The following is a 19150-nucleotide window of genomic DNA, read 5'->3' on the forward strand; positions in this document are numbered from 1 at the left end:
ATCAACCGTTCAGGGGGGGGTGGTGGCGGGCAGGTGCAGCATGACGTAGTCGTTCTTGTCGAAACGCCCGCCGAGCATCGGGGTCAGTCGCGCCAACGGCGTGGCCTTGAGCGTCGCTAGATCGCTTTGATCCATGATCACCCAAGCCGGGCCTGGTATGGCTGCAAGGGCTTCGGGGCGCTCGGTGAACAGCGGCTGCAGGTCCTGGTCGAGGTGGACCATGAACTTGATCGCCTTGGCGTCCTTGCCCATGGCGTGCAACACCAGCGGTGCCGGGTCGCTCTGGATCAACCGTTGCGCCGCGAGGCTGAAGTCGCGGGTGTCGTACAGCTGGCGTTCGACGGGCTCGAATACCCCGATGTAGGTGGTCCACACCGCCAGCACCGCGGTATAGGCCAGGCCGACGGCCCGCCAGCGCGGCCGGGCCAGCATCAGCAGCGCGGCCCCTTGCAGCAGCCCGAGGAGCGCGAGCATCGCGGTCAGGTCCGTCAGTTGCTCGGGAAACTTGCGTTGCAGCACCAGCAAGCCGACGATCAACAGCCCTGGCAGCAATAGCCATATGCCTTGGATCGCGGTTCGCAGCCAGGCCAGGAAGCGCCCCTGGCGCGCCTGGAACGGGTAGGCCGCGACAATCGCCGCCATGGGCAGCATCGGCAGCAGGTAGCGGGCTTTCTTGGCCTGGGGAATCGATAGGCCGATCATCACCAGCAGCCCCGCGGCGGTGCACAGGCGCAGCAGTTTCAGCGCCGGATCCGGCTCGCCACGCGGCGCCAGGAACACGCCGATCCAGGTCAGGATTGCCAGCGGGTAGGCTAGGGCGTAGTTGCCCAGGGAACTGCTGAAGTAATAGAACGGGCCGCTGCTGCCTTCGCTGCCGTCCAGGCGCCCGGTGAACTGCATGCGGATCACCTCCTGCATAAAGGCCGGGCCGCCGCTCAGTCGGGCCAGCCACAGCAATAGCGCCACGCATGCCAGCAACAGCAGCAGGGCGCTGCCACCGAAGACCAGCATGCGTCGCCACTGGCCTTCGAGCAGGTAATAGCTGCACAGCATGCCGCAGGGAATCACCAGGCCGATCGGCCCGCGAATGGCGAACCCTGCGACCAGCAACGCGAGGATCAGCCACAGGCGGCGCGGCGCGGCGAAGTGATCGTGGGCATACCCCAGGTAGAACACCGCCAACGCCAGGGCGGCGAGTATCTGGTCCAGGGACACGGCGCGGGTTTCGCAGATAAAGGTATTGCTGAGCAGGAGCAGGGCGACACTGAGCAGGGCCCAGGTTCGGGAACAGGGCGCCAGCAGTCGATAGATCAGGCTGACTATGGTCGCCGAAGCCAGGGCCGTGGGCAGCCAGGCGCTCAGGCTGACGACCCGGCCGAACGGCAGCGAGAACAGATAGATCAGCAGCGTCGAGGCGCTGCTGTAGTCGGCATAGGGCTGGCCATAGGTGGTGGGGAAGAACCCCGGCCCATGGCGCAGCATTTCCTTGGCGAACAGGACGAACCTGGAGTCGAAACCGGTCACCGCCTGCTGGTAGACCCCGGCACAGAACAGCAGCAGGGCCAGCAGCCCCAGCCCCAACGCTTGCCTGTGCAGTGTCTGGGCGGGGATGGCGCGCGGGATCACTCAGGCTTCAACCGGTATGCCGGCCCATTGCCGATGAGGAATCGGCAGCTGGCGCGACTCGCCGCGGCCGATCGGGAAGTAGGTGAAGCCGTTGCGGGCCAGGCGCTCGGCGTCGTACAGATTGCGCCCGTCGAAGATCACCGGGGCCTTGAGGCGCTGTTGCAGCAGCTGGAAATCCGGCGCCTTGAACTGCTGCCACTCGGTGCAGATGATCAGCGCGTCGGCGTCGTTGAGCACCGATTCCGGGGTGCCCATCAGCATCAGCTTCGGTTCGTCGGGGTACAGGCGCTGGGTTTCCTGCATGGCTTCCGGGTCGAAGGCGCGCACATTGGCGCCGGCGGCCCACAGGGATTCGAGCAGCACCCGGCTGGGGGCATCGCGCATGTCGTCGGTGTTGGGCTTGAAGGCCAGGCCCCAGAGGGCGAAGGTCTTGCCTTTCAGGTCGCCCTTGTAGAAGGCGTTGATGCGCTCGAACAGCTTGTGTTTCTGCCGTTCGTTGATGGCTTCCACCGCTTGCAAAAGGTCGCTGGAGCAATGGGCCTGCTCGGCGCTGTGGATCAGCGCGCGCATGTCCTTGGGGAAACACGAGCCGCCATAACCGCAGCCCGGGTAGATGAAGTGATAGCCGATGCGCGAGTCGGCGCCGATCCCCAGGCGCACCGACTCGATGTCGGCTCCCAGGTGTTCGGCCAGCTCGGCGATCTGGTTGATGAAGCTGATCTTGGTCGCCAGCATGCAGTTGGCGGCGTACTTGGTCAGCTCGGCGCTGCGCAGGTCCATGAACATGATGCGATCATGGTTGCGGTTGAACGGCGCGTACAGGTCGCGCATCACGTCGCGGACTTCTTCGCGCTCGCAACCGACGATGATCCGGTCCGGGCGGCGGCAGTCGGACACCGCCGAGCCTTCCTTGAGGAATTCCGGGTTGGAGACGATATCGAACTGCAGGGCGCGCCCGTCCAGGGCCTTTTCGATGTGCGCTTTCAAGGTGTCGCCAGTGCCTACCGGCACCGTGGATTTCTCCACCAGGATCACCGGCTGTTCACGATGCCGGGCCACGGCGTCGCCCACCGACAGCACGTAGCGCAGGTCGGCCGAGCCGTCCTCGCTGGACGGCGTGCCGACCGCGATAAACAGCACCTGGCCATGTTGCACCGCGAGCTTTTCGTCGCTGGTGAAACTCAGGCGCCGGCTTTCCAGATTGTCGCGCACCAGGCTCGACAGCCCGGGCTCGAAGATACTGACGTGCCCCTGTTGCAGCTGCTGGACCTTGTGTTCGTCAATGTCCATGCAGATGACATCGTGGCCGACTTCGGCCAGCACGGCGGCCTGCACGAGGCCGACGTAACCACTTCCAAATACGCTGATTTTCATGGGGTATTCCTGGGACTTGTCGCGGGAGCAGGTCGTGAGTTGATGGTAATGACGCCGAGGATGACCAGCGCCACCCCCAGGGTTTTCGAGAGACTGAACGGTTCGTTGAACAGTGGCAGGCTGGCGGCCAGCAGGTAGACCAGGGCGTAGCTGACGCTGAGCAGGGAATAAGCCCGACCCAGTGGCAGGTCGCGCAGGGCCAGCAGCCAGCAGAGCATCGACAGGACATAGGCGAGGATCGCCGCCAGCACCACGCCCAGCGCCAGCAGGTCGACCTGGCCGCCGGACAGCGCCGCCAGCCAGTCCGCGGGTACCGGCAGGCGGGTCATGCTCCAGCGCATGCCCAGTTGCGCGGCGCTGACCAGCAGCACGCTGCCCATGGCGAAGGTGAAGCCCAGAGCCCGGTTCATGCGTGACGACTCAACAGCAGCACGCCAGCCAGCACCAGCGCCACGCCCAGCCAGTGGCGGCGGTCGATGGCTTCATGGAAGACGAAGCGGGCGATCAGGGTGATCAGCACGAAGTTCAGGCTGAGCATCGGGTAGGCGATGCCAACCTCGACCCGCTGCAGCACCAGCAACCACACCAGCAAGCCCAGGCCGAGGCTGGCCAGGGCCAGCCACAGCCAGGGCGAGCGCAGTTTGGCGAGTGCGCCGGAGGGCTGGCCACGCCAGCTTTCCACGGCGAACTTCTGCGCGATCTGGCCCAGGCAGGTCAGCAGGCAGGCGGCGAGCAGCAGCAACAGGCTCATGGCTGGCTCTGAGGGAAGATCAGGATCACGAGATTGCCCTGGTCATAACGTTTGAAATCCTGCGGCAACAGATCGATTTCGTAGTGTTCGTCGCCATTGACCCGCATCACCACGCCCACCTGGCCTTGCTTGCGGGCCTCGGGCATCCATTCGCCGACCTTGCGCAGGTCGATATAGCGATGCTGGGTGTCAGGATAGGCCAGGCCATATTTCACTTCGCCTGTCGTGTTGTACAAGGCGATATCCGGGCGCTTGAGACGCCAGGCCAGGGCCGAGGCGGCGCCCAGGTCGTTGCTCACCAGGGTGTGGCTCTTCGCGAGCTCCTCGGCGTGATCGATGATGAATTGATCCGGCATCTTGTTGTAGACCACCGAGTTCGGCAGGCCGGCCGGCAGCAGGGCGATGAACAGCCAGCTGCCGAGCGCCGGCGCGGCCCACAGTTGCAACGGACGGAAGGCCGGCAGCAGGTTGCTCATGTTCCAGCCAAGCAGGGCCAGGAACACCAGCACCAGATGTCCGGGCTCGTTGCTGTACAGCGGCTTCTTCAGCTGGAAATACACCAGTGCCAACAGCAGTAATAGGCCCAGCACCAGGTTGAGCACAGCGTTGAGGCGGATGAGCCGGGTTTGCCCGGCGTGCAGCCGGTCGCTCAGGCTATTGCCCATCAACAGTGCCAGCGGCAGCAGGCACGGCAGGATATAGGCCGGCAGCTTGCCCTTGCTCAGACTGAAGAGCGCCAGCGGCAGGATCAGCCACAGCAGCAGGAAACCGATGCTCGACTGACGCCGGGTCTGCCAGGCCTGCTTCAAGGCACCGGGCAGCACCAGGACCCAGGGCATGCTGAACGCCACCAGCAACGGCAGGTAGTACCACCATGGCGAAGCGTGCTGGGCGTCGTCGCCGGCAAAACGGCGGATGTGTTCATGCCAGAAGAAGAAGCGCCAGTAATCCGCTTCCTGGGCATGCACCGCCAGGGCCCACGGCAGGCTCACGAAAATCGCCACCAGCACCGCGACGCCGCCGTAGGTGAACAGTTCGCGCAGGCGTTTTTGCCAGAACATGTAGGGCAGGGCGATCAGCACCGGCAGCAGCCAGGCGAGGAATCCCTTGGTCATGAAGCCCATGCCGCAGGCGAAACCCAGGCCGGCCCAGGCCAGCAGGCGGCCGCGCAGTGTCTGGTTCTCCAGGGCGAACCACAGGGCCACCAGGCTCAGGTTGACCCAGAAGGTGAACTGCGGGTCGAGGTTGGCATAACCGCCGGCGCCGACCACCACGCAGAAACTCATGTACAGCAGGGCGCAGACCAGGCTCTTGCGCGGGTCGTTCCACAGCCGCCTGGCCATCAAATAGGCCAGCAGTACGCTCAGGCCCATGCTCAGGGCCGAAGCGACCCGCACGCCGAACAGGTTCTGGCCGAACAGCGCCTGGCTGAGGGCGATCATCCAGTAGCCGGCGGCCGGCTTCTCGAAATAACGGATGCCCATGAAATGCGGCGATGCCCAGTGGCCGGTCAGGAGCATTTCCTGGCTGATCTGCGCATAGCGAGTTTCATCGGGAATCCACAAACCGTGGGTGGCCATTGGCAGCAGGTAGAACAGGCCGAAGGCAAGCAGTAAAAGAGGCAGGGCCCAGCGTCTGGTCATGCGCCTTGCACCCCCAGCCAGCCTTCGCGGCCCTCGAGGGTGCCACGAATGACCTGCCCCTGGGGCAGGCTCTGCAAGGAGGCGGGCAACAGGTTGCCCAGGGTAGTGAAATGAATGTCGCGCTGGCGAGCTTGCGCCAGCAGTTGACGAAAATCGTTGGCCATCAGAATCCCTTCGACCTCGGCGTGAATGGTGTAGACGTTGAGCCTGTCAGGGCTGAACCGGTCCAGGATGAATGTGTTGAAGTCGTGGGCCGCGACAGCGGGCCCGACCACTTCGTCGAAGGTCGGCAGGTCGACCGGAATCTGCGGGGCACTCAGGCCGCCATCCGCCAGCCGGGGCTGGAAGATCGACGTGCCGCGGCAATCGCTGTTGTAGCGAAAGCCGAAGCCCTGCTTGGCCTCGATCACACGCTCGTCGGCGCGCCAGCCGGCGGCGGCCGAGCAGTCGACGCGCTGGCCGAGAATGTCATTGAGGGTGTCGACGCCCTGGCGGATCTGCTCGATCAGCTGTGCCTGGTTCCAGCGCCCGGCATTGGCCTGCCAGCCGTGGTGATCCCAGGCGTGCAGGCCGACTTCATGGCCGGCGTCCCGGGCCTGGCGCATCAGGTGCCCAAGGTCGCGGCCAATGGGCTTGCCCGGCCAGGCGGTGCCGGCCAGCAGGATGTCCCAGCCATACAGACTGGCGGCGTTGGAGCGCAGCATCTTCCACAAAAATTGCGGGCGGATCAGGCGCCACAGGTGGCGCCCCATGTTGTCCGGGCCGACGCTGAAGAAGAAGGTGGCCTTGATCCCGGCTTCATCGAGCAGTTCCAGCAACCGCGGCACCCCCTCACGGGTGCCGCGATAGGTGTCGACATCGATTCGCAGACCTGCCTGCATCAACATGCTTCTTCTTTAGAATGCTCCGCGATTTCGAGCATGGCTTCGCGCAGGAAGAAGTCCAGCGTGTTGCCGATGGTTTCCTTCATCTCGACGGTCGGCTCCCAGTTCAGCAGGCGCTTGGCGTTGGCGATGCTCGGCTTGCGGTGTTCCACGTCCTGGTAACCGGCACCGTAGAAGGACTTGCTCTCGACCTCGCGGAAACCGGCGAACGGCGGGAAGTTGCCACGCAGCGGATGGGCCTCGAACTGACGTAGCAGCTCTTCGCCCAACTGGCGGATGCTGGCTTCGTTGTCCGGGTTGCCGATGTTGATGATCTGGCCGTTGCACGCGTCATTCTCGTTGTCGACGATACGCGCCAGGGCCTCGATGCCGTCGGCGATGTCGGTGAAGCAGCGCTTCTGCTCGCCGCCGTCGAACAGGCGGATCGGCGTGCCTTCCACCAGGTTGAGGATCAGCTGGGTGATGGCCCGGGAGCTGCCGATGCGCGCCGAATCCAGGCGGTCCAGGCGCGGGCCCATCCAGTTGAACGGACGGAACAGGGTGAAGTTCAGGCCTTTGCTGCCGTAAGCCCAGATCACCCGGTCCAGCAGTTGCTTGGACACCGAGTAGATCCAGCGTTGCTTGTTGATCGGGCCGACGATCAGGTTGGAGCTGTCTTCGTCGAAGTTCTGGTCCTGGCACATGCCGTAGACCTCGGAGGTCGACGGGAAGATCACGCGCTTGTTGTATTTGACGCAGTAGCGGACCAGCTTGAGGTTCTCTTCGAAGTCCAGTTCAAACACACGCAGCGGGTTGCGGGTGTACTCGATCGGGGTGGCGATGGCCACCAGCGGCAGGACCACGTCGCACTTCTTGATGTGGTACTCGATCCACTCGGAGTGAATGCTGATGTCGCCTTCGACGAAGTGGAAATGCGGATGGTTGCGCAGGCGCTCGATGGCGTCGCAGCCGATATCCAGGCCGTAGACCTCGTACTTGTCGTCACGCAGCAGGCGCTCGGACAGGTGATTGCCGATGAAACCATTGACGCCGAGGATCAGCACCCGGGTGCGCCGCGGGGCACGACCGGATTCGGCGCCGCGCAGCAGCGAGCCATCCACCAGGCCCAGCTCGTTGGCCAGTTGCGGGCCGCTCAGGTACAGGCCGTTGTCGTTGCGCTGGCCGGCGTTGATCAGCAGCGAGTCCTGGCCGCAGGCGATGCGCAGCGGGTCGACGCTGATCACCCGCCCCGGGGCCTGGCCTTCGTTGCCCTTGATGACCTCGGCGCTCCAGACGATCAGCTTGTGCTCGCCCACGGCGCAGAACGCGCCCGGGTAAGGCTTGGTCACCGCGCGCACCAGGTTGAACAGTTGCTCGGCCGGCTGGCTCCACAGCAGCTTGCCATCCGCCGCGGTACGGCGACCGAAGTAGCTGGCCCTGGATTCGTCCTGGGCGGTTTCGCTGACCTTGCCTTGCGCCAGGGCGGGCAGGGTGTCGCGCAGCAGGCTGGCGGCGGCATCGCGCAGCTTGCCGTGCAGGCTCAGCGCGGTATCGCTGCGTTCGATGGCCACCCGCTGCTGGGCAACGATCGCCCCGGCATCCGGGCGCTTGACCATGCGGTGCAGGGTCACGCCGGTTTCGCTCTCGCCGTTGACCAGCACCCAGTTGGCCGGCGCGCGGCCCCGGTAGCTCGGCAGCAGCGAACCGTGCAGGTTGAAGGCGCCCTTGCTGGCGGTGGCCAACAGCGCTTCGCTCAGCAGGTTGCGATAGTAGAAGGAGAAGATGTAGTCGGGGTTGAGTTTGGCGATGCGCTCGACCCACAGCGGGTGGTTGGCGTCTTCCGGGGCATGCACCGGGATGCCTTTTAGCGAGCACAGTTGGGCCACGGAGCCGTAGAAGGTGTTTTCCTTCGGATCGTCGGCATGGGTGAAGACCGCGCCGATTTCATAACCCGCGTTGAGCAGGGCTTCGATGCCCGCGCAGCCGATATCGTGGTAGGCGAAGACAACAGCTTTATGACTCATGGCGAAACCTGATCGGAGAGAGTGGAAGTTAGACCGTCGACGGTGACAGCGGGAGCAGGGGCGGCAGGCTGGCTGCGCAGAACTTTTTCAATGAAGAAGCGTGGACGGGCACGCACATCGCTGTACATGCGACCCAGGTACTCGCCCAACAGGCCCATGCCGATGAACTGGCCACCGGTGAACACGAACAGGATGGCGAACAGCACGAACATACCGTCGCCGGCCCATTCGGCGCCGAACACCAGGCGCAGGAAGATCAGCAGCAGGGCGAACAGCACGCCGAGGCCGGCCATGCTGAAACCGATGATGCTCAGCAGGCGCAGCGGCGTGGTGGTCATGCAGGTGATCAGGTCGAACATCAGGTTGATCAGGCGCATCGGGCTGTACTTGGAGTCGCCGTGTTCACGCTCGGCGTGGTTCACCAGCACCTCGGTGGTGTGGCGGGCGAAGCTGTTGGCCAGGATCGGGATGAAGGTGCTGCGTTCGCGGCAGGCGAGCATGGCGTCGACCACGCTGCGGCGGTAGGCGCGCAGCATGCAGCCGTAGTCGTTCATGGCCACGCCAGTGGAGCGTTGCACGGCGAGGTTGATCAGCTTCGACGGCCAGCGGCGCCAGGCGGAGTCCTGGCGATTGTTGCGCACCGTGCCGACCACGTCGTAGCCCAGCTCGGCCTGGGCCACCAGGCGCGGGATTTCTTCCGGAGGGTTCTGCAGGTCGGCGTCCAGGGTGATGATCACGTCGCCACGGCACTGCTCGAAACCGGCCATGATCGCCGCGTGCTGGCCGTAGTTGCGGTTGAGGATCACCGCCACCACCGGGCTGCCTTCGCGGCCGGCCGCTTCCTCGAGGATCTGTGCCGATTCGTCGCGGCTGCCATCGTCCACCAGGACGATCTCGAAATCGTGCTTGAGCTGGCGGCACGCCGCTTCAGTGCGCCGCAGCAGTTCGGGCAGGCTTTCTTCTTCGTTGTAGACCGGAATGACGATCGACACGAACTGGATTGGATAAGGTTTCAAGGTTTCAGTCCAGACAGGTTTTGATGGCGCCGACGACCCGCTCGACATCGTCGAGGGTCATGTCGGGGAACAGCGGAATCGAGCACAGGCGTGCCGAGTTCCATTCGGTGTTGGGCAAATGCACATCCGGGAAGCGCTGGCGGTAATAGCTGTGCAGGTGAGTGGCGACGAAGTGGATGCCGCTGCCGATATTTTGCTCCTGCAAGGCCTTCATGAAGCCGTCGCGATCGATGCCGCAACGCTCGGCGTCGATGCGCAGGATGAACAGGTGCCAGGCATGTTGCTGCGGATACTGCGGCAGGTGCAGCGGTTGCACCGGCAGGTCGCGCAGCTGCTCCAGGTAGGCCTTGGCCAGGATTTCACGCTGGCGATTGATTGCGTCCAGGCGCTGCAACTGCACCAGGGCGATGGCGGCATTGATATCCGCCAGGTTGTATTTGAAGCCAGGCTCGATCACCTCGGCCTGGGGCTTGCGCCCGTGGGTCAGGCGGTCATAGGCGTCGACGCCCAGGCCATGGAACTTGAGCATGCGCACCCGGTTGGCCAGGGCCTCGTTGTCGCTGACGAATATCGCGCCTTCGGCGCAGGTCATGTTCTTGATCGCATGGAAGGAAAAGATCGCCGTGCCCCGGGCGCCGACGGGCCGACCGCGATAGGCGGTGCCGGCAGCGTGGGCGGCATCCTCGATCACCGCGATGCCGTGTTTGTCGGCCAGGGCGTAGAGCGGGTCGAGGTCGAAGGCGGCACCGGCGTAATGCACCGGGATGATCGCTTTGGTCCGTGGTGTGATCGCCGCTTCAATCGTGGCGGCATCGGTCATCAGGGTGTGCGGATCGACATCGACGAAGACCGGCGTCGCCCCCAGCAGGCAGATCATGTTGGCCGTGGAAACCCAGGTCTGCGACGGCGTGATCACCTCATCGCCGGGGCCGATGCCCAGCGCCAGCAGGGTAATGTGCATGCCGCCGGTGGCCGATGACAACGCCACCGCGTGCTGGCAGCCGACCCGCGCGGCGAATTGCTGCTCGAGCTCCTGGTTTTTCGGTCCGGTGGTGATCCAGCCAGAGCGTAGAACCTGCTCGACCGCAGCGATCTCTTCATCGCCAATACTCGGACGCGAGAAAGGAAGGAAAGCCTGGTTCATTGAGACCTCGGGAAAAAGGATTTCAGCAATCGAAAGAAGAAAAAGCGCCTGTGCCACAGCTGGGACTATTCAAAAAAGGCGTTTTTGGTTCGGTCATTGAAGTACGTCCATAAGTGAGGTCGGTGTGGTCGTCCATGCCTGATTGCAGTAAAGACCATGCGGGGTAAAAGTAAAGCCATATCAGTGTGTTAGCTTTTGTTTCGATTAGATGACCGGGCTGATTTCCTGCGTCTATGAATGGATTCAGGTTAAGCGGAAAAATGTGAAACGAACATGAAAAAAAGGCCAACGGAGCGTTTATCTTTCACCTAGACAGCCAGTGTTCAGACTTCGCCACTAGTTGATCGGGAAAACCCCTGTTACAGCATCCCCAAGGTGTTCTTTTTCGCGGATAACATGGATGAAAGTCGTTTGGCCGAGAGAGTTTTCTGCCTTTGCAGATGCCGCTGTTTTTCAAGCACCACCTGAACCAAGGAGCATCCGTTTGCACGCCACCGATCCGTGGACGCTCTATCTTGCTGCCTTGACACCTTCGGGGCGCTCGACCATCGGCGACCGATACGACCTTTGATAGGACCATGGCGTTCCCGTCGTATACTCCGTCGGGCTTGTAGCGGCGCTCGATCGTTTGCCTGAAGTCAAACCATGTGGAAAAAACCGGCGCTATTGTCGGCGGAATCCGGGAGAGGGAAGACGCTGGCAATAACACTGCTCTCATTCACCGCTGAATAACCACCGGCCATTCAATAACGAATAGAAGCCAACAAGAGGCTCGTTGTGTGATTGACAGAACACCCGCCAAAGGCGTTTTTCTTTTCAGCCTGTTGTTACTGCCGCTATTCCTGGGAACGGTTCCTGTGCTCGAGGCGCACGAAGCCCTCGATTTTCTGATCCCGGACGCGCCGCCCCTGACCATGGTCAATCAGGGCGATCGTCACGGCATAGTCGGCGACATTGTTCTGCGGGCGCTGAAAAGCGGTGGATATGCCAGCGAACCCAGAACCCTGCCGTGGGCACGGGCGCAGAAACACGCCATCGAAAACGACAACATCCTGATCGCGCCGCTCAGCCGCACGCCCGAGCGGGAAGATCGCTACACCTGGATTGCCCCGATCATGCCGATGGATCGGGCGTTTTTCAGCCTCGAACATAAAGTGACGAGCTTCGAAGAAGCCCGGCAGCGTTTCAAGGCCATCGCCGTGGGGCTGGGCAGTGCCCAGGAAGAAATCCTGCGCAGCAAAGGCTTCGCCCCGGAGCAGATCTATGCGATCAAGATCGGCGAGAACCCCGCGCAATTGCTGTTGAAGGGCAGGGTGGACGCCTGGTTCAACGGGGTTCAGGAAAGCCGGTATATCTGGAAACGCGTCTCCAGCCGGCCGCTGTTGATGAGCCCACCCATGGTGAGTCATGAGCTGTACCTCGCCTGTTCCAAAGTGTGCGACGCCGAGGTCGTGACCCATGTTGCGAAGGCCATAGAGGCCATGCGTCGCGATGGTTATATCGAGAAAGTCAAAGACCGCTATCTAAATAACGACCCTTTAGCAAAACCAGGCAGTTTGTAGTTGAGTAGCTTCAGCTTTTACCACTCTTGGTAATAAGCAATGTTTGCGTGGCGACCAAGGCAAGTTTATTCCGACAGCGCATTTTCATTGAGTCGAATGACCTCGTTGAGGCTTCTAAGGGTGTTGTTGAAGTTGTCCTTGGCATGGTTGAGCTTCTTGAATTGCTCCGCCAGCTCCCTGGTTTTTTGCTGCAATGCTTCTTCGCGTTTATCCAGTTCGCCCTGACGCGCTTCTTGTTGCGCCCGCACCGTGCTGTCGGATTGCCGATCCTCATCAAGTTGCCGTTGCAGTTGCTGTAACTGCTCTTCCTTCTGTTCGAGCGCGCGCTCTTTCTCCTGCAGTTGGGACTCTCTGGAGTCCAGGGTCTGCTGTTGCACCTGGCTTTGCAGTTTCTGTTGCTTGAGTCGATTGGCGATGCTGGAAAACTCCATCAGGCTCGCCTCGACATCCTGCAGGAAGTGCTCGGGGTCGGTGCCCGGGAAAGGCCAGGCTTCATCCTGGGGTTCGGCCGAGGGTTGCTGTTCGTCCGGTATTGGCAGGGGGCCGGCATCGGAGTAGCGGATTTCGGCAGCGGGCGCGTCTGGCTGGGGGCTTTGCGTTGCGCAGCCGCCCGTAGTTGTGGTGGATTCGTGGTGTTCTTGCTCGGCACGGTCATCCCCCTGTTCGTCGAGCTGCGCCAGGGCGGCGTCCAGTTGCTGGTCATCGATGGCTGTGGGCAAATGCTCGGCCGCCGGGCCGAATTGAGCCGAATTCTGAAAGCCCAGCAGCTTGGCGATCCACTCTTTCTTGGTGCTCAACAGGCGATGGTCCGCCGCGGCGGCGGGGGGTAACTGTTGTTTGTTCAGGTCCAGCAGATGGTAGGGCACATCGTTTTCACGGTGTTCGCCGGTGGCTGCCTCGCGCAGGATCTGGCTGAACACGCGAATCGCCAGTTGCCCGTCCTCGTCCGAGTCCAGGGCGCCCAGGCAGTAATTGCCCCCTTCGTTGAATAACAAGGCGATATAGACGCGCAGATTATCGTCATCAAGGCTTTCGTTCAGGCTATAGGCGAGAAAGTTTCGACCTGCTTCTGGAACAGAAAAACTGCAGAGCAAAGCAGCTGTCAGCATTTGCTGCTCTTTGTTTTCAATGAAGATGGTGCGTAAGAGCATATGTCACCCAGTAAACTCAAGTAAAAAACATGAGCACTAGGATACTAGGAAATAATGTCGACTGGCGTTAAGAGCAATACTCCGACTGCATAGGATAAATCTTATAATTCTATTGAATAGTCTTATTCATATGGATTTATACCCTCATTAAAAATATCAGCGTGTATTGTATTGCGCCCATTCCGGCACAACACAGCTGTTGATCCTGTTGCAACTATCCAATCTCAACCCCCTGCTGAATATGAATGGCTTTTAGCTGTTCACCTCAGACTTCTCTTGCTGAACCTGGAAGCCATGATCGAAATATCCAAACTAACCAAGTCTTTTTCCGGGCAGGTCGCGGTCGACGATCTGTCCTGTCATATCGGCCCGGGAGAAGTTCTGGGGATTCTTGGGCCAAACGGTGCAGGCAAATCCACCACGATGAAAATGCTCACCGGCTTTCTGGCGCCGACTTCCGGCACCGCGAGCATCCTGGGGTTCGACATCCGCACCCAGACCCGTCATGCCCAGCAGCAGATGGGCTACTTGCCGGAAGGCGCACCCAGCTACAGCGACATGGCGGTACAGGGCTTTCTGGAGTTCATTGCCAGTGTTCGCGGCTATCGCGGTGCGCAGAAGCGTGAACGGGTGGACCGGGTGATCGACCTGCTGGAGCTCGGCGACGTCCGCCGGCAGACCATCGAGACCCTGTCCAAGGGCTTCACCCGCCGGGTCGGCCTGGGCCAGGCGATCCTCCACGATCCGCGGGTGCTGATTCTCGACGAACCCACCGACGGCCTCGACCCGAACCAGAAGCAACTGGTTCGCCAACTGATCCAGGACTTGGGCCAGGACAAGATAGTAATCATCTCGACCCACATCCTCGAAGAGGTGTCGGCCGTCTGCAACCGTGCCCTGATCATCAGCAATGGCCGCTTGCTGGCCGACAGCACGCCGTACGAGCTGGAGCGCAGTTCGCGCTATCGCCAGGCGGTGACCTTGCAGGCCGACGAGCCGCTGGACCTGCTGGCCCTGGTGGTATTGCCGGGTGTGGCGGGCGTCGAGGAGAACCCGGCCGAGGGCAGCCTGACGCTGCTGGCGCGGCCCGGCGAGGTGATTTTCCCTCAGGTCAACGCGCTGGTGACCGCGCGTGGCTGGAAGATGAAGCGCCTGGAACTGGAGCAGGGCCGTCTTGACGAGGTCTTCCAGACCCTGACCCGGGGAGAGTCGGCATGAGACAGTTACCGGTGATTTTCAAACGTGAGCTGGGCAGTTATTTCGCCACGCCGCTGGCCTTCGTGTTCATCGAGATCTTCCTGGTGCTCTCGGGCGTCTTCACCTTCTACCTGGGCAGTTTCTACGAGCGCAACCAGGCGGACCTGGCGCCGTTCTTCGACGTCCATCCCTGGCTCTATCTGTTCCTGCTGCCGGCCCTGGCCATGCGCCTGTGGTCGGAGGAGCGCAAGTCCGGCAGCATCGAACTGCTGATGACCCTGCCGGTGAGCTGTTTCGAAGCGGTGGTCGGCAAGTTCCTCGCCGCTTGGGTGGTCGCCGGCATCACCCTGCTGTTGACCCTGCCCATGGTGCTCACCGTGAATTACCTGGGGAACCCGGACAACGGCGTGATACTGACCGGCTATCTGGGCAGTTGGTTGCTCGCCGGCACCTACCTGGCGATCGGTTCCTGCATGTCGGCCATGGCCAAGAGCCAGGTGATCGCCCTGATCCTCGCCTTCATGGTGTGTTTCCTGTTCGTTGCCTGCGGTTTCTCCCTGGTGCTGGATGCACTCAACCCGTGGGCACCGCAATGGCTGTTGGACTTGCTGGCCTCGCTGAGCCTGCTGACGCATTTCGGCGCGATCAGCAAAGGGCTGATCGATCTGCGCGATCCGCTGTATTTCCTCAGCGTGATCGTCGCCTGGCTGATGGCCACGGTGGTGACGGTCAACCTGAAGAAAGCCGAGTGAGGACGATTCGATGAAACGCATGCTGTATTCCACTTCCGGTCTGTTGCTGATTGCCTTGCTGTTCCTGGCCTTCAACCTGGCGACAGGGCTGCTGCTCACCGGTGTCCGGCTCGACCTGACCCAGAACAAGCTCTACTCCATCAGCGCCGGCACCCGGCAGATTCTCGCGGAGCTGAAACAACCGCTCGACCTGTATTTCTACTTTTCCGACAGCGGTTCGAAGGAACTGGTGCCAATGCGCGGCTATGCCCAGCGGGTCCAGGAACTGCTCAAAGTCTACGAGCGCGAGGCCGACGGCAAGATCCGCCTGCACGTCATCGACCCACTGCCGTTTTCCGCGGAAGAGGACAAGGCCGCTGAGTTCGGCCTGCAGGCCGTGCCGCTGGGGCAGGGCGGGGCGCCCGTGTATTTCGGCCTGGCCGGTACCAATGAGCAGAACAACGCCCAGGCGATCGAGTTTTTCGCGCCGGACCAGGAAGAGTTCCTCGAGTACGACATCAGCCGCTTGCTGCAGACCCTGGCCAACCCCAAGCGCCCGACCCTGGGCCTTTTGAGCAGCCTGCCGGCCAACGGTGGCTTCGATATCCGCACGCAGAGCAAAACCGAGCCGTGGATGCTGCTCCAGGAACTGCGTCGGGAGTTCGATCTGCAACAGCTCAAGCCCGATACCCAGGACATCCCGAAAGATGTCGACATCTTGATGTTGCTGCACCCGAAAAAACTCTCGCAGCCGACCCTGTACGCCATCGACCAGTTCGTGTTGCGCGGCGGCAAGCTGCTGGCCTTCGTCGACCCCTACAGCGAACAGGACTCCGGCGAGGAGTACTTCGGCATCCAGAGCAAGGACAAGTCCTCCAATCTCGAACCGTTGTTCAAGGCCTGGGGCATCCATATGCAGCCGGGCAAGGTCCTGGGGGACAACCTCTATGCCTTGCTGGAGACTTCCGAGGAGGACGGGCGTCCGCTGCCGCGGCCATTCACCCTGGGTGTGCCGCAGGCTGCCTTGAGCCAGCAGGACCCGAGTACCGCCGGGCTGGAGTTCATTGCCCTGACCACCGCCGGTATCCTCGAACCGGTGGCCGGCGCCAGCACGCGCTTTACCCCGCTGATGTACAGCTCCGACTCGGCCAAGGCCTTCGAGGCGGACCGTTTCGACAAGCCAGCCGACCGCAAACAGATGCTGCGCGACCAGGAACAGCCCAGCCAGCGTTATGTGATCGCCGCCCGGGTGCAAGGCCCGGTACGCACAGCCTTTGCCGACGGCATCGAGGGTCGCAAGGACGGCCTCAAGGAGGCGCAGCAGGTCAACCTGGTGGTGGTGGCCGATACGGACCTGTTGAGCGACCGGATGTGGCTGGAAATGCAGGACGTCAACGGGCGTCCGGCAGCACGGCCATGGGCCGACAACGCCTCCTTCGTGCTCAATACCCTGGACAACCTCGCCGGTTCGGACGCCCTGAACAGCCTGCGCTCGCGCGGCCCCTACAGTCGTCCGTTCGTGGTGGTGGAGCAATTGCGCCGCCAGGCCGAAGCCAGCTTCCGCGCCAAGCGCTTCGCCCTCGAGGAGAGTCTCGAGGAAACCGAAGGCAAGCTGCAGCAGTTGCAGGGTTCGCCGGACAAGGGCGAGACCCTCAGCGCCGAACAGCAGGCGACGGTGCGCCAGTTCATGCAGGAGAAAACCCGCATTCGCAAGGAACTGCGCGAGGTGCAATACCAGCTGAACGCCGATATCGATGAACTTGGAAGGACCTTGAAGATGCTCAATATCGCCGCGGTTCCGCTGCTGTTGAGCCTTGGCATGCTGCTGGTCTGGGTCGTGCGCTACCTGCGCCGGAGCAAGGACGTGTCGCGCAAGCCTGCGCCGCTCGGCAAGGTAGCCGGCTCACGGCGAGCGTAAGTGACCAGGGCCCGACCTGCCATTCATGCGCCAGGTCGGGCCAGCGCCAGGGCGAGGCGCTGCTACGCTGGGAGCAACTCCCTGACCTGTGACCCCGACATGACTGACCAACTCCCGCCCACGCCTGCTTGCAGCGCGCGACAACTGCTGACCGCCCTCGACCTGGAGCCGCACACGGAAGGCGGTTACTACCGCCGGACCTTCCAGACGGACCAGCGGCCGCTGCTCGCCAGTGCGGGCGGGCAGCGGTACTTGATGACCTCCATCTATTACCTGCTGACCGGGGATTCGCCCATCGGTCACTTTCATCTGAACCAGTCCGACATCCTGCATTACTTCCACCTCGGCGATGCCCTCGAATACTGCCTGGTGTTCCCGGATGGCCGCCTGGAAACCCGAGTGATGGGCAGCGATGTGCTGGCCGGCCAGTGCTTGCAGCTTCACGTTCCCGGCGGTGTATGGAAGGCCTCGCGGCTGCTGCCCGGCGCGGCGGGTTACGGCCTGATCAGCGAGGCGGTGTGCCCAGGGTTCGACTACGCGGACATGCAGCTGGGTTGCAAGCGCCAGCTCAGCGAACGCTTCCCGCGGCACGCCAAATTGTTCGAGCAGCTCTGCCAGCCCTGAAGAAAACCGTCACGCCGATTGCTCATTGCGATCAGTCAAGTGTCACTTGCGATCATTGTTGCGCGCGGCGCCCGGCGCTTATGGTAGCTCGGTCAATCGCCGTCGAACGACAGCTCCCCGGTCCACCCCTTGCAAGCGACAGGAGAACACCATGTCCGATCTGAAACTGCATCCCCAGGCTGCTGCCTCTCTGCAGCGCTGGCACGCCATGCTGGCCCAGGGTGACCTGGGCGCCTTGCCTGACCTGCTGGATTCGAAAGTGGTATTCCGTTCGCCCATGGCCCATACACCTTATCCGGGTGCGCCGGTGGTCTCGACCATCCTCAATACCGTGTTCAAGGTGTTCAGCGACTTCGCCTATCACCGTCAACTGGTCACCGCCGATGGCCTGAGCGTGGTGCTGGAGTTCAGCGCGCGGGTTGGCGAGCGGCAGATCAAGGGCATCGACCTGATCCGCTTCGACGAAGCCGGCAAGATCGTCGAGTTCGAGGTGATGGTCCGTCCCATGAGCGGCCTGCAGGCCCTCGGCGACGAAATGGCGCGCCGCCTGGCGCCCTATCTGGCGGCGAGCAAGGCGTCTGGCTGAGCCGCCAGCAAGAGCAGGGCGGCCCTGTGGAGGCCGGATCCTCGACTAGACTCACGCGATCGATGAAAGCGAGCATGAGGTTCCGGTCATGGCAAAAAACAAAAAGGGCGCCGCCAAGGGCGCTCCCGCAGAACCTGCGAAACTGAGCAAAAAAGACTACGAGGACCAGTTGCGCCGCTTGCATGTGGAGCTGGTCAAGCTGCAGGAGTGGGTGCGCGAAAAAGGCATCAAGATCTGCATCGTCTTCGAGGGGCGCGACGGCGCCGGCAAGGGCGGGACCATCAAGGCCCTGACCGAGCGCCTGAGCCCGCGGGTGTTCCGGGTGGTGGCGCTGCCGGCACCGACCGACCGCGAAAAAAGCCAGATGTACCTGCAGCGCTACCTGCCGCACCTGCCGGCGGCGGGCGAAGTGGTGATCTTCGACCGCAGCTGGTACAACCGCGCGGGCGTCGAGCGGGTGATGGGGTTCTGCAGCGAAGAGCAGGCGGTCGCCTTCCTCAAGGCGGTGCCGCTGGTGGAGCGGGCGATCGTCGACTCGGGCGTGATCCTGCTCAAGTACTGGCTGGAAGTCAGCCCGGAAGAACAGACCCGCCGCCTCGAAGCGCGGATCAAGGACGGGCGCAAAATCTGGAAGCTGACGCCCATGGACGTCAAGTCATACAGCCGCTGGTATGACTATTCCCGTGCCCGCGACGCGATGTTCAAGGCCACCGACACCGAACATGGGCCCTGGCTGGTGGCCGACTCCAACGACAAGCGCCGCGCGCGTCTCAATATCATCAGCGACCTGCTCAGCCGCATTCCCTACAAGGAGGTATCGCGGGAGAAAGTGGTGTTGCCCAAACGCCAGAAGCCGGGCGGCTATCGGGAATCGGACCATCCGTTGCGACGGGTTCCGCAGAAGTTCTGAGCGCCAGGCATAAGCCCATCTACCCGCCAA

At 62.4% G+C, this 19150-nt stretch carries 17 protein-coding genes; 7 read left to right on the forward strand and 10 right to left on the reverse strand.

Translation table 11 applies throughout. The features are described 5' to 3' along the window. Positions 1-9: 9 nt before the first annotated feature. From C4K27_RS15345 to arnB, 9 genes are read right to left on the reverse strand one after another with little or no spacing between them, the layout of a single operon-like run. Positions 10-1626, reverse strand: coding sequence for an ArnT family glycosyltransferase (locus C4K27_RS15345; RefSeq protein WP_394325643.1), 1617 nt, complete (start codon positions 1624-1626; stop codon positions 10-12). Next, on the reverse strand, positions 1627-3000 hold the full coding sequence (locus C4K27_RS15350; protein WP_007925702.1) for a UDP-glucose dehydrogenase family protein: 1374 nt from the start codon (positions 2998-3000) through the stop codon (positions 1627-1629). It lies immediately after the preceding gene. After that, the gene (arnF, locus tag C4K27_RS15355; RefSeq protein ID WP_053261107.1) at positions 2997-3410 is read right to left on the reverse strand and encodes a 4-amino-4-deoxy-L-arabinose-phosphoundecaprenol flippase subunit ArnF; all 414 of its coding nucleotides are present in this window, start codon (positions 3408-3410) and stop codon (positions 2997-2999) included. The genes C4K27_RS15350 and arnF overlap by 4 nt, the downstream gene beginning before the upstream one ends. Further along, positions 3407-3751 (reverse strand): 4-amino-4-deoxy-L-arabinose-phosphoundecaprenol flippase subunit ArnE, encoded by a 345-nt coding sequence (gene arnE / locus C4K27_RS15360; RefSeq protein ID WP_009043831.1) that lies wholly within the window; start codon positions 3749-3751, stop codon positions 3407-3409. The genes arnF and arnE overlap by 4 nt, the downstream gene beginning before the upstream one ends. Beyond that, positions 3748-5394 (reverse strand): lipid IV(A) 4-amino-4-deoxy-L-arabinosyltransferase, encoded by a 1647-nt coding sequence (gene arnT / locus C4K27_RS15365; protein WP_053261108.1) that lies wholly within the window; start codon positions 5392-5394, stop codon positions 3748-3750. The genes arnE and arnT overlap by 4 nt, the downstream gene beginning before the upstream one ends. Next, positions 5391-6275, reverse strand: coding sequence for a 4-deoxy-4-formamido-L-arabinose-phosphoundecaprenol deformylase (gene arnD, locus C4K27_RS15370; RefSeq protein ID WP_053261586.1), 885 nt, complete (start codon positions 6273-6275; stop codon positions 5391-5393). Before arnD ends, arnT begins: the two co-directional genes overlap by 4 nt. Continuing rightward, a complete protein-coding gene (gene arnA / locus C4K27_RS15375) occupies positions 6275-8281 on the reverse strand; it encodes a bifunctional UDP-4-amino-4-deoxy-L-arabinose formyltransferase/UDP-glucuronic acid oxidase ArnA (RefSeq protein ID WP_053261109.1) in 2007 nt (668 codons plus the stop codon). Before arnA ends, arnD begins: the two co-directional genes overlap by 1 nt. Continuing rightward, on the reverse strand, positions 8278-9297 hold the full coding sequence (gene arnC, locus C4K27_RS15380; protein WP_009043835.1) for an undecaprenyl-phosphate 4-deoxy-4-formamido-L-arabinose transferase: 1020 nt from the start codon (positions 9295-9297) through the stop codon (positions 8278-8280). Before arnC ends, arnA begins: the two co-directional genes overlap by 4 nt. A gap of 4 nt (positions 9298-9301) precedes the next feature. Continuing rightward, complete coding sequence (gene arnB / locus C4K27_RS15385; RefSeq protein ID WP_053261110.1) at positions 9302-10441, reverse strand: UDP-4-amino-4-deoxy-L-arabinose aminotransferase; 1140 nt, start codon at positions 10439-10441, stop codon at positions 9302-9304. A gap of 779 nt (positions 10442-11220) precedes the next feature. Between arnB and C4K27_RS15390 the strand changes: the two genes are divergently transcribed. Then, positions 11221-12003 (forward strand): substrate-binding periplasmic protein, encoded by a 783-nt coding sequence (locus tag C4K27_RS15390; protein WP_053261111.1) that lies wholly within the window; start codon positions 11221-11223, stop codon positions 12001-12003. A gap of 65 nt (positions 12004-12068) precedes the next feature. Here the strand turns inward: C4K27_RS15390 and C4K27_RS15395 are convergent, their stop codons facing one another. Then, on the reverse strand, positions 12069-13112 hold the full coding sequence (locus C4K27_RS15395; RefSeq protein ID WP_238437345.1) for a hypothetical protein: 1044 nt from the start codon (positions 13110-13112) through the stop codon (positions 12069-12071). Between the two features lie 336 nt (positions 13113-13448). Between C4K27_RS15395 and C4K27_RS15400 the strand changes: the two genes are divergently transcribed. From C4K27_RS15400 to ppk2, 6 genes are all read left to right on the forward strand, one after another. Continuing rightward, positions 13449-14372 (forward strand): ABC transporter ATP-binding protein, encoded by a 924-nt coding sequence (locus C4K27_RS15400; protein WP_007925682.1) that lies wholly within the window; start codon positions 13449-13451, stop codon positions 14370-14372. Continuing rightward, positions 14369-15103, forward strand: coding sequence for an ABC transporter permease subunit (locus C4K27_RS15405; protein WP_007925681.1), 735 nt, complete (start codon positions 14369-14371; stop codon positions 15101-15103). Before C4K27_RS15400 ends, C4K27_RS15405 begins: the two co-directional genes overlap by 4 nt. Positions 15104-15113: 10 nt before the next feature. Further along, positions 15114-17000, forward strand: coding sequence for a GldG family protein (locus C4K27_RS15410; protein ID WP_053261113.1), 1887 nt, complete (start codon positions 15114-15116; stop codon positions 16998-17000). 99 nt (positions 17001-17099) lie between these two features. Beyond that, positions 17100-17624, forward strand: a complete 525-nt coding sequence (locus tag C4K27_RS15415) for a cupin domain-containing protein (protein ID WP_053261114.1) — start codon at positions 17100-17102, stop codon at positions 17622-17624. 151 nt (positions 17625-17775) lie between these two features. After that, complete coding sequence (locus C4K27_RS15420) at positions 17776-18210, forward strand: nuclear transport factor 2 family protein (RefSeq protein WP_053261115.1); 435 nt, start codon at positions 17776-17778, stop codon at positions 18208-18210. Positions 18211-18298: 88 nt separating this feature from the next. Further along, on the forward strand, positions 18299-19120 hold the full coding sequence (ppk2, locus tag C4K27_RS15425) for a polyphosphate kinase 2 (protein WP_053261116.1): 822 nt from the start codon (positions 18299-18301) through the stop codon (positions 19118-19120). The last annotated feature ends 30 nt before the right edge of the window (positions 19121-19150 follow it).

This window comes from Pseudomonas chlororaphis subsp. chlororaphis, from assembly GCF_003945765.1.
Classification (GTDB): Bacteria; Pseudomonadota; Gammaproteobacteria; order Pseudomonadales; family Pseudomonadaceae; genus Aquipseudomonas; species Aquipseudomonas chlororaphis.